This is a genomic window from Acetobacter papayae JCM 25143 (assembly GCF_000613285.1).
In the GTDB taxonomy this organism is placed as follows: domain Bacteria; phylum Pseudomonadota; class Alphaproteobacteria; order Acetobacterales; family Acetobacteraceae; genus Acetobacter; species Acetobacter papayae.
This window is the reverse complement of sequence record NZ_BAIN01000004.1, coordinates 59,014-71,438: the sequence shown is the minus strand read 5'-3', so window position 1 is coordinate 71,438 and position 12,425 is coordinate 59,014. Positions and strand designations below refer to the sequence as shown.

The 12,425-nt window shown below is 54.4% G+C and carries 12 protein-coding genes and 1 pseudogene; 8 read left to right on the top strand and 5 right to left on the bottom strand.

Annotated features, from left to right (window positions below):
• Window positions 1-18: 18 nt before the first annotated feature.
• The 4 genes and pseudogenes from JCM25143_RS02155 to JCM25143_RS16050 all read right to left on the bottom strand — a co-directional run bounded on the left by JCM25143_RS02155 (window position 19) and on the right by JCM25143_RS16050 (window position 4,178).
• The gene (locus JCM25143_RS02155; protein WP_025859869.1) at window positions 19-2,316 is read right to left on the bottom strand and encodes a TonB-dependent receptor; all 2,298 of its coding nucleotides are present in this window, start codon (window positions 2,314-2,316) and stop codon (window positions 19-21) included.
• Window positions 2,317-2,632: 316 nt separating this feature from the next.
• Window positions 2,633-3,637 (bottom strand): NAD(P)/FAD-dependent oxidoreductase, encoded by a 1,005-nt coding sequence (locus JCM25143_RS24580; protein WP_267879901.1) that lies wholly within the window; start codon window positions 3,635-3,637, stop codon window positions 2,633-2,635.
• A 56-nt stretch (window positions 3,638-3,693) separates the two neighbouring features.
• Window positions 3,694-3,858, bottom strand: a pseudogene (locus JCM25143_RS25045) (FAD-dependent oxidoreductase); the annotation flags it as partial.
• On the bottom strand, window positions 3,858-4,178 hold the full coding sequence (locus tag JCM25143_RS16050; RefSeq protein WP_035370340.1) for a 2Fe-2S iron-sulfur cluster-binding protein: 321 nt from the start codon (window positions 4,176-4,178) through the stop codon (window positions 3,858-3,860). The pseudogene JCM25143_RS25045 and the gene JCM25143_RS16050, both read right to left, overlap by 1 nt.
• Before the next feature lie 190 nt (window positions 4,179-4,368).
• Between JCM25143_RS16050 and JCM25143_RS02140 the strand changes: the two genes are divergently transcribed.
• The 8 genes from JCM25143_RS02140 to JCM25143_RS02105 all read left to right on the top strand — a co-directional run bounded on the left by JCM25143_RS02140 (window position 4,369) and on the right by JCM25143_RS02105 (window position 11,621).
• Window positions 4,369-5,688: an aromatic ring-hydroxylating dioxygenase subunit alpha gene (locus JCM25143_RS02140; RefSeq protein WP_025859867.1), complete on the top strand. Its 1,320-nt coding sequence runs from the start codon at window positions 4,369-4,371 to the stop codon at window positions 5,686-5,688.
• Between the two features lie 11 nt (window positions 5,689-5,699).
• On the top strand, window positions 5,700-7,136 hold the full coding sequence (locus tag JCM25143_RS02135; protein ID WP_025859866.1) for a glutamine synthetase family protein: 1,437 nt from the start codon (window positions 5,700-5,702) through the stop codon (window positions 7,134-7,136).
• A gap of 82 nt (window positions 7,137-7,218) precedes the next feature.
• The gene (locus JCM25143_RS02130; protein ID WP_025859865.1) at window positions 7,219-8,025 is read left to right on the top strand and encodes an IclR family transcriptional regulator domain-containing protein; all 807 of its coding nucleotides are present in this window, start codon (window positions 7,219-7,221) and stop codon (window positions 8,023-8,025) included.
• Between the two features lie 88 nt (window positions 8,026-8,113).
• The gene (locus JCM25143_RS02125; protein WP_234394882.1) at window positions 8,114-9,343 is read left to right on the top strand and encodes a lipase family protein; all 1,230 of its coding nucleotides are present in this window, start codon (window positions 8,114-8,116) and stop codon (window positions 9,341-9,343) included.
• Between the two features lie 5 nt (window positions 9,344-9,348).
• On the top strand, window positions 9,349-10,455 hold the full coding sequence (locus JCM25143_RS16045) for an amidohydrolase family protein (protein WP_159101579.1): 1,107 nt from the start codon (window positions 9,349-9,351) through the stop codon (window positions 10,453-10,455).
• Window positions 10,455-10,823, top strand: coding sequence for a hypothetical protein (locus JCM25143_RS02115; RefSeq protein WP_025859862.1), 369 nt, complete (start codon window positions 10,455-10,457; stop codon window positions 10,821-10,823). The genes JCM25143_RS16045 and JCM25143_RS02115 overlap by 1 nt, the downstream gene beginning before the upstream one ends.
• 7 nt (window positions 10,824-10,830) lie before the next feature.
• Window positions 10,831-11,193, top strand: a complete 363-nt coding sequence (locus JCM25143_RS23215; protein WP_025859861.1) for an MBL fold metallo-hydrolase — start codon at window positions 10,831-10,833, stop codon at window positions 11,191-11,193.
• On the top strand, window positions 11,127-11,621 hold the full coding sequence (locus JCM25143_RS02105; protein WP_234394886.1) for an N-acyl homoserine lactonase family protein: 495 nt from the start codon (window positions 11,127-11,129) through the stop codon (window positions 11,619-11,621). The genes JCM25143_RS23215 and JCM25143_RS02105 overlap by 67 nt, the downstream gene beginning before the upstream one ends.
• Before the next feature lie 36 nt (window positions 11,622-11,657).
• On the opposite strand, the gene JCM25143_RS02100 is transcribed toward JCM25143_RS02105, so the two are convergent.
• Window positions 11,658-12,425 (bottom strand): SDR family NAD(P)-dependent oxidoreductase, encoded by a 768-nt coding sequence (locus JCM25143_RS02100; protein WP_025859859.1) that lies wholly within the window; start codon window positions 12,423-12,425, stop codon window positions 11,658-11,660.

Sequence of the window (12,425 nt, the reverse complement as noted above, 5' to 3'; positions counted from 1 at the left end):
CCAGACCTGTCCGTTGCCTCAGAAACCGGCGGTAACCGTTCCCATGGCCATGAACGGCGTTGAAACATAGTAAGACGGCGCACCGGATGCAGCGATTGTCGAACCCATGGTGCCGGTTGTGGCCTGAGCGTTCGATTTCACACTGTATACGCCCGAGAGATAATGGTTGTTCGCAAGATTGACGATATTCAGGCGAAATTCCATGTTCTTGAGCATGCCGATATCATGCAGGCGGTAACCTGCCGTCATATCTGCCTGCACATACGGATCGATGGAAGCATCGTTCATGAATGTCGAGTACTGCCGACCAACCCACTTGATGCCCGCATTGCCGAAAAACCGGCCATCATCATAATCCAGACCGAAGCCAAGCTGGTATTTGGGTGCATTGACAGCCGTTTTCCCGCTTGTCGGCAGATAGTCGTTGCCAACCTTCAGGTTATTGTCCTGCCGTGCATCCAGATATTCCGCTGACATATAAGGCCGGAAATGGTGAATGGGCGCCGTGCCGATTTCAAAATCGACCCCACGTGCATGCTGGCCACCGCCATTAAGCTGCGAGGGAATCTGCTGGGTGCCGTTATAAATGACAGTGCTGACCAGACGATTGGTAAAGTTGTAGTTGAAGAAAGTCAGACGCGCCATCATCAGTTTGGACGTGTAACGGTAACCAATTTCCTCACTGATCGAATATTCAGGCTTCAGATTCGGATTACCAACCGACGACACCGCACCGTTATAGGTGCTTTCAAACATCGCATTCGACGTGGGTGTTCTGAAGGCTGTGCTACCATTCATGAAAAACTGATGGTGATCATTGAGCTTGTACGTCACACCAACTGCCGGCAAAGGTTCGGCTGTGTTGGTTTCGATGTGATACGGCGTGCCCGGAAGGGAGTTTGTGCCCTGTCGGTTCACCATCGCCTCACGGAAACCAGCCGTCAGCTTCAGCTTGTCGTGCAGCAGGGACAGCGTATCCCCGATATAGAGCACGTTTGTCGTCACATAAGAATGAGACGCCATCAGCATGATGGGGTGGCCATTGACCGTATAATAATTGGAATCGCCCCACGGATTGAGCGGAGAACCACTACTGCTAACCCGGCCATACTGCGAGAAGAGGTTATCATTCTCGTACTGGAACCAGTAGCCGAATGTCAGCGTGTTGTGCCCGCGCTGATAAACCATATTGGTGTTAAAGCCGGAGCGGGATGTTTCCTCAATATAGGGCTCGTAAGTCATATATTTGTTACTGGTGATGCTGCCATCACCATTCAGGTCAACCTGCTCTTTGCTCAGCCCGCTATAGACAGCATTTTCCGCAACCATACCACCGAAACCCGTTGTTCCGTAGTTGTAGTATGTATAGGGCGTGAAATTGAAGGTCAGACCCTTGATCAGCTTCAGCTTTGTGGGCAAGGAGACCAGCAATGCCTCGTAAGGGTTCTGGTGCAGCTTGTAATAGTTCGTGTTCGTGCCGGTATAAACATTGGTATAGTTATACCCACCCTTATCGAACTGTGCCTGAGTGGGGTACGCATAGTTCGAGATATCGAAGTTCGAATAGGAAATCGTCAGCTTGGAGCGGCTTTCTGCACCCCAGTCCTTAACGGCCCCCAGATCGAAATGGGTTTTGGAATCATGCCCGGCCCCACGGGTATGATCAGCCTCCATATGCGAAACGGACATGAACATCCGCACGCCTGAACGGCCAAGATCACCCGTATCGACACGCATAAAACCGCGAGCCATGCTGTAGGAACCACCCGTGGCATCCGCAGTAACATGGAAATGATGCGAGGGATCGCGGGTCTGGATAAAGACTACACCACCAGAGGCGTTGACAGTCGGCGTTGAAATATCAGGAGAACCCTGCTCAAGGCGGATCTGCTCCTGGTTTTCGGTATCCGCCCACTCGGAAGGATTGACCTGGCTGTTATAGCTGCTGGTCACGGGAATGCCTTCATAGACAAAGCCCATTTGTGACGAATCAAGCCCGCGCACCGAAAAACCGCCGCCGCCATACTGCATGCCAAACGGGTCTGACGACGCGGCATTGGCCCCCGGCGTCAGTTTAAGCATCTGGAATGTGGACTGCGTAGGAGACTGCTTGGCAATAAAATCGCGCGAAACAGTACTGGCGGATTTATCCCCCGTTTCCGCACGGATCAGACCACCACCGAACTGCCGCCCGGTTACCCCTGTAGCGGAAATGACATTCCCGCCCACGACTTCCAGATATTCATTCTTACGGCTTTCACTTGCCGCTTTTTTCCCCGAGCTGGCAGATGAGCCTGAAGCTGCTGTGGCAGCCATTGCTGGTGGCGCAGCCAGACTGATACAGCCTGCCAAAAGTAGAAATTTCCGACCATAACGCATCCCCGGTCCTCCGTCGCCTTTGATAGGTTGAAGATTTGCCTGTGAACAAACTCACGGAACACCGCATCTATTTTTTGATTCCGTAACGATTCGTAATCGTAATGAGATTCCAGAAAAATGAAAAGATTTTTCTTAATTTTATTATAAATATAATTACACTATTAAAATAACGCGAGCATAACAGAATACTATTTCTGATTTACATCAGAAATACCCTCTTCACCCCAAATAACTGCGATCAATTATCATCCATTCATGCCAGAAGCCTTTTCAGATCAAAATCGACATTTTCAACCTGAGAGATTTCTGGAAAAACACCCGACAAAATCATTCGCCTTGAAAGAATATGCAACGCAGGGTGATTAACCGTTTCCACTGCACAGAGCTGACCAGAATATGAAAAATGAAAGAAAGACATTTTCCCTTTTTCAGATTCGTCTCGCACTGCACAGGTCATGCCATCTTCCCACCTACCGGCAGTCTGCAGTTTCATGCCCAACTGATCGGACCAGAACCACGGAACTGCCGTATAGGGCTGGGCTTTGCCTGAAATAACCGACGCGACAGTTCTGGCCTGATCATGAGCATTCTGGACACATTCCAGACGCACCAGCCTGCCAGAAAATGCCTCTGGAAAACGGCAGCAATCCCCGATGGCAAAAATGGAAGAATCCGATGTCCGGCAATACTGATCAACCAGAATGCCATCCTGACAATCCAGCCCGGCCATGACTGCCAGTTCCTGATTGGGCAGAATACCAACACCCTTGATCACAAGCCCGGCGGGAAGAACCTCGCCATCCTGCATCACAACACCAGAAACCGCACCGTCCACCTGCTCCAGCCCTGTCACGCAGCGACCAGCATGCACGACCGTACCCGCTTCCTGATGCCTGGCGGCGACCAGAGCCGAAAGAGCGGGCGAAGCCGCACGCATCAGCAGGCGCGGTGCGGCCTCGACAACATGCACCATGCGCTGGAAATGCGTGCGGAATGTGGCCGCCAGTTCCAGCCCCACATACCCACCACCAACAATAACAACCGGCCCTTCGGTCGTTTCTGCCGCAGCGCGGATCGCTTCGGCATCACGCAGTGTCCGCAGGGTGTAGACATTCTCAACTGCGCAATCTTCAAGGAACGGCCGTGCACGGCTGCCTGTGGCGATAACGAGCGTTTCATACGCCAGCTCCTGCCCATCGGACAGAAGCACTTTATGCTCATCCCGCACGATGCGTTCGACCTGCACACCAAGCCGCAGGTCGATGTTTCCGCATCCAAAAACACCTCACCCCGCAGGCAAAGGCTTTCCGCTGATGCTGCTCCCGTCATGAACCCCTTGGAAAGAGGCGGGCGCTGGTAAGGATGATCCTTTTGTACATCAACAAGCGTTATGGAACCCAGATAACCGGACTCCCGCAATGCAGCAGCACACTGCACACCGGCATGAGACGCTCCAAGAATGACAACACCCGCGGTCATCAGAACTGACGATCCGGCACTTCGACCACCATACCGTCGAGCGCATCACTCACAATGACCTGACAGGCCAGCCGGCTGCCATCACGCCGTTCAGCCGCCACACCTTCGAGCATTTCCTCTTCATCCTGAGCCGGCGGGGTCAGCAGGTGCAGATATGCATCATCTATATATACATGACAGGTGGCACAGGCGCAGGCGCCACCACACTCCGCTTCGATACCGCGAATATTTTCCTGAATGGCAAGCTGCATCACGCTACCACCCGCTTTGGCCTCTGTTTTTTTGACACTCCCGTCACCCTGTCGAAAAAAAAATTTCAGCCATATTCGAAAACTCCGCGAAAGGATGCGTAAGGCCCTGTCGGGCCGCCATCCTGTTTTATTGTCTCGACTTCAAAACAAGCTTGCATAGTTTTTTCATTTCTTGCAAGCATATTGTTCACATAAGGTATTTATGTTCGTTAAACGAACAAATGCACGCAAAACCCTGTTCTCCGGAGACCGATCTCTCATGATGAGTGCCGAGCAAAATGCACTGATAACCCAGGTTTCAGCTGGCAAGCCCGCGGGCAATCTACTGCGCCACTACTGGCAGCCTGCGGCACTTTCAATTGAGCTGGAAGGCACACGCCCCGTACGCCCGGTGCAACTTATGGGCCAGAATTTTGTCCTTTTCAGAGACGAAAACGGGGCTCTGGGCTTTCTGGACAGGGACTGCCCGCATCGCGGAGCGGATCTTGCCTATGGTCGTCTGGAAGATGGCGGGCTGCGCTGCCCTTTCCACGGGTGGCTTTTCGACACACATGGTAATTGCCTGCAAACACCAGCAGAGCCCAAAGGCAGCACCCTGTGCAAGCGTATCCGCCAGAAATCCTATCCGGTTGTTGAGAAAAGCGGCATCATTTTCGTCTATCTGGGCGAAGGGGATGCCCCGAGCTTTCCCGACCTTGACTGCTTTATTGCCCCTGAAAGCCATACCTTTGCTTTCAAGGGGTTGATTGACTGCAACTGGCTTCAGGCTCTTGAAGTTGGCATTGATCCATCACATGCGAGCTTCCTCCATCGTTTTTTTGAAGATGATGATACGGAAACCGCTTACGGACGGCAGTTCCGCTCGACATCCGCGGAAAGCGATATTCCCATGACACGCGTCCTGCGTGAATTCGACTGCCCGGACATCGCCGTGGAAAAAACCCCTTACGGGCTACAGCTGGTTACAACCCGCACGATGAACGAATCGCAGACCCATGTGCGCGTTACCAATGTGCTGTTCCCGCAGGCTTTTAACATTCCCATGTCCAGCGAAATGACCATCACGCAATGGCATGTGCCCATTAGTGATACGCGCACGTACTGGTACGCCATTTTCACCAGCTTTACCGGCCCCGTGGACAAGGAAAAAATGCGCGAACAGCGTCTGCAGCTCTACACCCTGCCGGACTACCTGCCGCGCGTCGGCCGCGAAAACAATTATGGGTTTGACCCCGAGGAACAGCTCCACAAAACCTATACCGGCATGGGTGAAGATATTAACGTACACGACCAGTGGGCCATTGAATCGCAGGGCCATATACAGGACCGCACCCGCGAGCATCTGAGTCAGGCGGACAAGGGCATTATCGCCTACCGTCGTATGCTGGTGGAAGCCATTGAAAAAGCAGAGCGTGGCGAAACGCCGCTGATGGTGCTGACCCCGCAGGAAGCCGCACACATTCAGGGCCCATCGACCATGGATGGCGTTTGCGCTTCCAGCGATCTCGAACACTGGCATGAAGTCGATTCGCGCCGACGTGCCGGAGCCCCGTGGCAAACACTCGCCGCAGCCAGCTAGGGAGCAGTGCGATGAGCTTTATTGAACAGCACGGACTATGGACACCGCAGCAGGCTGAAGCCGCACGCGCGGTGGAACAGCGCATACAGGCGGATGGGCTTGAAACCATCCGTTTCTCCTTCCCCGATCAGCACGGCATCCTGCGTGGCAAAACACTGGTTGCCTCAGCATTGGGGGGAGCGTTCTCGGCGGGTATATCCGTCCCGTCTTCCCTGCTGATGAAAGATACGGCTCATCGGACGGTTATCTCCATCTTTTCGGCCCAGAACAGCACGGGCATGACGGAAGTGCGTGGGTCTGCCGATATTATTATGGTGCCGGACCCCACGACATTCAAAATCCTGCCCTGGGCGCCTGCGACAGGCTGGATGTTGTGTGACCTGTATTTCCGCGATGGGCGCAAGGTGCCCTTTGCCACCCGGCATATCTGCCGCGATGCGCTCTCCCGTCTGGCAGATGCCGGTTATGCTTTCATGACCGGGCTGGAGGTAGAGTTTCACCTCACCCGTCTGGAGAACCCACGCCTTGCCCCCGAAGACGCAGGCCAGCCCGCCACAGCGCCCGAAGTCAGCCTTACACACAGGGGCTACAATTACCTGACGGAGCTGAACTACGATCAGCTCGAGCCCATTCTGGATATTCTGAGAAAGAACATTCAGGGACTTGGTCTTGGCCTACATTCGATGGAAATCGAGTTCGGCCCCAGTCAGGTGGAAATGGTGTTCAAGGTTGCCGAAGGCATCCAGTCCGCCGATGACATGGTGCTGTTCCGCTCGGCGGTCAAACAGGTCTGCCGCCGCCATGGCTACCACGCCAGCTTCATGTGCCGCCCGCGCCTGCCCGATGTCATGTCCAGTGGGTGGCACCTGCACCAGTCGCTCAAGGTTCTATCTTCCGGAGCGAATGCCTTCGTACCCGACAGCTCGGCCGCACCCCTGTCGGAAACCGGCCTGTTCTGGCTCGGGGGCCTGCTGGAACACGCGGCGGCGGCCACTGTATTCTCCACCCCCACCATCAACGGCTACAAACGCTACAGGCCGTTTTCGCTCGCCCCAGACCGCGCAATCTGGGGTATGGACAACCGAGGGGTGATGCTACGGGTTATCTCCGCGCAAAACGACCCTGCATCCCGCATTGAAAACCGTGTGGGCGAACCGGCAGCCAACCCCTATCTCTATCTGGCTTCGCAGGTCATCGTCGGGCTGGATGGCCTTGCCAAACGGACCTCGCCCGGCACACCAGCGGATGAACCCTATGGCACGCCAGCCCCGCTCCTGCCCACCACCCTTGCCCGCGCGGTAGAAGCACTAGAGCACAGTAGTGTTTTCCGCACCGCCATGGGGGATGGCTTCATCAATTATATGACAGAAATCAAAAAGTCAGAAATAAAACGCTATGAACTTGAGGTTTCCGAATGGGAGCAGCGTGAATATTTTGACATGTTCTAGTTGCCCGCAACAACGCTCCTGTCATTCGTTTTTAACGCCCATCACTTTGTCATAGTGTTTTCTTGCAGAAAGTGAGGCAACGGTGTCCAGAATCATACCGCGCGATGCGGAAGCGCGCAAAAATAACCCTGTCGGGCGTGATTTTTCGGAAGCTCTCGCGCGCGGCCTTCTGATTCTGTCCGCGTTCGATGCCGACCATCCTGCCATGACACTCAGTGACCTTGCCCGCAAGGTGGATCTGCCGCGCGCAACTGTGCGCCGTGCATTACTGACGTTACTGCACCTTGGTTATATTGCCGATGAGGGACGCCTGTTCCGCCTCCAGCCCCGGGTGCTGCAACTTGCAGCCACTTACCTTCAGTCAAACCTCATTTCCACCCTGATCCAGCCTGTGTGCGAACGTCTGGCCCGCACACTCAATACAACCTGCTCCATGGCGGTTCTGGACAGAACAGAAGCCGTCATGATCACCTATGCCTCGGCCCGTCGCACACAGCCTTTTGGCATAACGGAGCATATCGGCCTGCGCCTTCCAGCCTATTGCAGTGCTGTCGGGCGGGTTCTTTTGGCTAATCTCGACAGTGAGCAGCTTGATGCAACCCTATCAGCCATAGACATGGAAAAAATTACCGAGCACACGATTACGGACAGGAAAAAACTCGAAAAAATACTTCTATCAACAAGGGAAAAACAATACACTCTTGTTGATCAGGAAGTGGAGATCGGTTTCCGGTCCATTGCGGTTCCCCTCTTCCGCAGGGATGGAACACCCGTCGCAGCCCTTAATATCGGTATCAGGCTGGAGCAGGCCAGTAAGGAGCAGATGGAAAGTGATTATCTGCCCCATCTGCAAAAAGAAGCCGACACCTTGCGTATGCAGTTGCTCTGAGCACCCTTAACCCGCCATCATGACCAGAACCCAGACAAGACGAGAAAGCATCTTCAACATGTCAGGTTATTTTTCAAAACTTCTTCTCATGCCGTTGGCACTTGGCCTTCTCTCCAGCCCCGCCATGGCCACGCCGGATGTCTCGTCTTTCTACCAGTGGCAGGCCCCTGTCACTGCGGCTCCGGGCACCATCTTGCGCTCCGAACCGCTCAAGGCAAGCTGGCTGCCAGCCGATACCAGCGCGGCCTATCGCTTCCTGTACAGCTCTACAGACGGCATGCAGCCCAAGCAGCACGTCGCTGTTTCGGGCTATATGCTGTTCCCTGACGGACCGGCCCCCAAAGGCGGCTGGCCGGTTGTCATCTGGGCACATGGTACCACCGGTGTGGCGGATCGCTGCGCGCCTTCATGGATGGGCCCGCGTGCGCGCGATACGGCCTATCTTGGCGCGTGGCTCAAGCGCGGCTTTGCCATCGTAGCCACCGACTATCAGGGCCTCGGCACGCCCGGTGTGCACCCCTATCTGCTCTATCAACCCGAAGCTTACAGCCTTCTAGATGCAGGTCGGGCCATTCTGAGCCAGAAAAACTTCCCTGTTCGCAATACCATGCTGATTGTCGGACAATCTCAGGGTGCTGGTGCAACACTGGGTGCGTCATGGGTCTTCCCCCACTATGCACCGGAACTCGGCATCAAGGCTGCGGTCATGACTGGTCTGGTAACCGCCATCCATCAGGACCACCCGCAGAGTGAAGACGCCAACGAAAAACGCTATACCACGGTCAGCAATATGGACCCGGCTTTTGCCACCTTGCGGCTCGCGGGCAGCGATCAGGCCATTCACCCCGAAACGGACCCCAAAACACTCCTGAGTGAAAAAGGACGCATCATGTTCAGCGTTGCCGAACATGGCTGCCTGCACGACCTGTTCGACAAAGCCAAGGAGTTGCACATTACCAAGGGGGGAGAAATGCTGGCGCATGACATTACCGCCTATGATCAGGACATGGACCGGTATTTCGAGCTCCCGGACGGGCATGTAACCATCCCGCTGTTTCTGGGCACAGGACTGGCGGACGGCATGGCAGGCACAAAGGGACAGTACGATGCCGCACAGGCCCTGTGCCGGGCAGGTTCCACCGTGCAGTGGCACACCTATCCCGGCCTGAGCCATGGAGGCGCAGTCAATTACTCGCTTCCTGATTCTGCAATTTTTGTCAAAGATGTTCTGTCTGGCAAAGCCGTGCCCTCCTCCTGCGGCAACCTGACACCCCCCGGCCCGGTGCAGGATGCCCTGCCCGGTATTCCGTTCAACTGATGCACATGTCCTCACCTCGCGCCTCATGGGCAGTCGAACGCCTGCTGCCGCTCCCGGGCCATGGCCCGGTTCTGCGTAACCATACACTCAGTGCCCGTGATGGCGTGATTGAGGGCATTGTTCCGACTACTGGAGAAAACGTGCAGGCAGGCTCTCTTGCCATGCCTGCTTTTGCGAATGCTCATGACCACGGTCGGGGCCTGCCCACACTTTCCTGCGGTATTCCCGATGGCCCGCTCGAACTCTGGGTTTCCCGTCTGGGTGTGGAGCCACACACACTGTCTTTCCTGAACGCCGCTTGCGCTTTTGCCCGCATGGCACAATCCGGTATCGGTGCGGCAGTACATTGCCATAATACACAAAATGGACGCACCCTTCTGCAAGAAGCGCAAGGCGTTGCCAAGGCGGCAAAAGCCGTTGGTATCCGTATTGCCTTTGCGGTTCCCTTCGCGGGGGAAAACCCATTTGTGTATGAAAGCAGCGCACCGTTCAGGGATATTTTTGACTACCCGGATCAATTCCCGGCACTCTCTGCATCACGCTATCGCAGAAGCCTTCAGGAAGGGCTGGATATTACCGATGCGCTGGCCGAACTGGAAAGCGAGACTTTCCATGTGCAGTACGGCCCCGTAGGCCCACAATGGACCGACAGGGCCACTCTGGAAGCAATCAGTGCACGATCGGCCAGCACCGGCCGTCGTGTTCACATGCATTTTTTCGAAACCCGCCTTCAGCAGGAATGGGCGGATGCAACTTTTCCTGAAGGTATTGTCAACTATTTTGACAGGATTGGCCTGCTTTCACCCAGACTAACACTGGCACATGGCGTGTGGCTGCGCCCCGATGAAATTGAACTGCTGACTGCTCGCGGTGTTCTACTGTCGTGCAATATTTCATCCAACATGCGGCTGGCATCCGGCTTGCCTCCCATCAGCACCATTATCGACAAAAACATGAAGTTCGGCATCGGTCTGGATGGTATGTCCCTTGAAGATGATGACGACATTTTAAGAGAAGCCCGCCTTCTGCGTGGCCTCATGCAAACAACCCAGCCGGCATCCTTGGCCCGGGTGACAGCCGCATCAGCACGCCGCTCTGCTTCAATGCCCTGATGCGCACGGGACGGGAAAGTATTACAGGCCCCGATAATGGCGGCCTGCTTGAAGAAGGGCGACCGGCTGACATAGTTATTGTCAACACAGACCGTGTCCTGCCTTATGAGATACCAGATGCCATTCTGCCCGAACTCCTACTCACACGCCTGACAAGGCGTGATGTGCGCACACTTGTCGTCAATGGAAATACCATTGTGGATAATGGAAAGTGCCAGACTATCCCGCAGGAAGATATGGAAAAAGAACTCCATGACATTGTGCGGCGCGCCCTGAAGCAGGCCACGGCCTCCTATGCCGATACCGTGCCATGGGAGGAGCATATCAGGCGGTATTATACCGGCAACCTGCATACAAATAGGCAGTAAACCCAACATGGTGCATCAAAACAGCGCTACAGATATAAAAAAGCTTTATATCCTTCTTTGCGGATATGAAATTCTGCCTAAATCCGTTTCTGTAGCCGATGCCGACCCGCGCTTCATGCTGTGTGAACCTATCTGCGTCTATCTACTTGAAACACGCCATGGATGGGTTCTGCTCGATGCGGGGCTGGACCCAGACAATATTGAAGACCCCGCGAAGAAACAAAAATATTTTACTTCCCTGAATATGACACCGCCTATCATCAGCCGGCACACAATCTTGAAAATCAGCTTGCAGCCCTTGGCATCAGAAAAGAAGACATTGCATGGGTTATCCTGTCGCATCTTCATTTCGATCATTGCGGCTATATAAAATATCTGAAAAATGCGCGCATTTCCGTGCAGAGAAAAGAATATACTGCCGCCCTATCATCATCCTGCCCCGGCTATATTCAGGAAGATTTTAATTCTGATGATATTCAATGGGACTTTCGGGATGGCGACTGGCAGGCTTTTCCGGGTCTGAACCTCATCACAACTTTTGGCCACACGCCAGGCCACCAGTCCGCCGTTGTCACCCTCCCTCATTCAGGCCCCATGATTCTGTCTTTCGACACGGGCGACCTGCAGGAAAACTTTACGGCTCTCCATATCCCCGGATCGACAACGAACGCTCAGGACGCCCTGCTCTCAATTAAACGTCTTAACGACCTCAAAACACAGCTTGATGCCGAGCTTGTTCTGTTCCATGACCCGCAGGCCATAGAAAAACTGAAAATTTTCCCACACTATTATGATTGAGTTTAGCCCCCGGCTTTCTGCCAGGGGCTTTCAGGACTACCAGGCTGTAAACCCATTATCCACAAACAGATGAGTGCCGTTGACAAAACGGGCATCATCACTGGCAAGAAACAGCACGGCACCCGCCACTTCATCCGGGGTGGCCGCACGTCCCTGCCGGGCGGTCAGCTCTGCTTCGGAAGCGCCCACACCATAAGCCTGCAACGCGCTGAGCTCCCTTTGTCCATGAGGCGTATCAATAAAACCGGGGCAGACCGCATTACACCGGATATTACGATCCCGGAACTCGGTAGCGATGGCGCGCGCAAACATATGGCAGGCCCCCTTGGTGGCATTATACGCCACTTCTGTCGGAGTTGCGGCAATGGCGGAAATTGAAGATGTGCAGACAATCGCCCCACCACCACCCGCAATCATATGGGGCAGTACAGCCTTGGTAACAAGAAACATGCTTTTAACATTGATAGAAAAAAGAGAATCCCACTCCTGTTCTTCAATCTCAAGGAACGGCTTGATCAGTATGGTGCCAGCATGGTTGAAAAGCACATCAATTTTACCAAATGTTTCCACACAGGCACGCACACCCTCGCTCACCATATGAGTATCGGAAACATCAACCTTAAAAAAAGCGATGGAATGACCGGCTTCTGAAAGGCGGTCTGCAAGCGCTTCTCCCGCTTCGGCATTGCGGTCAAATATGGCAACCTGCGCCCCTTCCTGAGCAAAGCGCACAACACTTGCCGCGCCCACACCCGTAGCGCCGCCCGAAACAAGAACCGTTTTGCCCGCAAATTTCAGTGTCAT

Excerpts from the sequence above, each read along its gene's own strand:
- JCM25143_RS02155 (WP_025859869.1), bottom strand. The coding sequence starts at position 2,316 with ATGGCTGCCACAGCAGCTTCAGGCTCATCTGCCAGCTCGGGGAAAAAA.
- JCM25143_RS16045 (WP_159101579.1), top strand. The coding sequence starts at position 9,349 with ATGTCCTCACCTCGCGCCTCATGGGCAGTCGAACGCCTGCTGCCGCTC.
- JCM25143_RS02135 (WP_025859866.1), top strand. The coding sequence starts at position 5,700 with ATGAGCTTTATTGAACAGCACGGACTATGGACACCGCAGCAGGCTGAA.
- JCM25143_RS02140 (WP_025859867.1), top strand. The coding sequence starts at position 4,369 with ATGATGAGTGCCGAGCAAAATGCACTGATAACCCAGGTTTCAGCTGGC.
- JCM25143_RS02100 (WP_025859859.1), bottom strand. The coding sequence starts at position 12,425 with ATGACACTGAAATTTGCGGGCAAAACGGTTCTTGTTTCGGGCGGCGCT.
- JCM25143_RS23215 (WP_025859861.1), top strand. The coding sequence starts at position 10,831 with ATGGTGCATCAAAACAGCGCTACAGATATAAAAAAGCTTTATATCCTT.
- JCM25143_RS02125 (WP_234394882.1), top strand. The coding sequence starts at position 8,114 with ATGCCGTTGGCACTTGGCCTTCTCTCCAGCCCCGCCATGGCCACGCCG.
- JCM25143_RS02115 (WP_025859862.1), top strand. The coding sequence starts at position 10,455 with ATGCGCACGGGACGGGAAAGTATTACAGGCCCCGATAATGGCGGCCTG.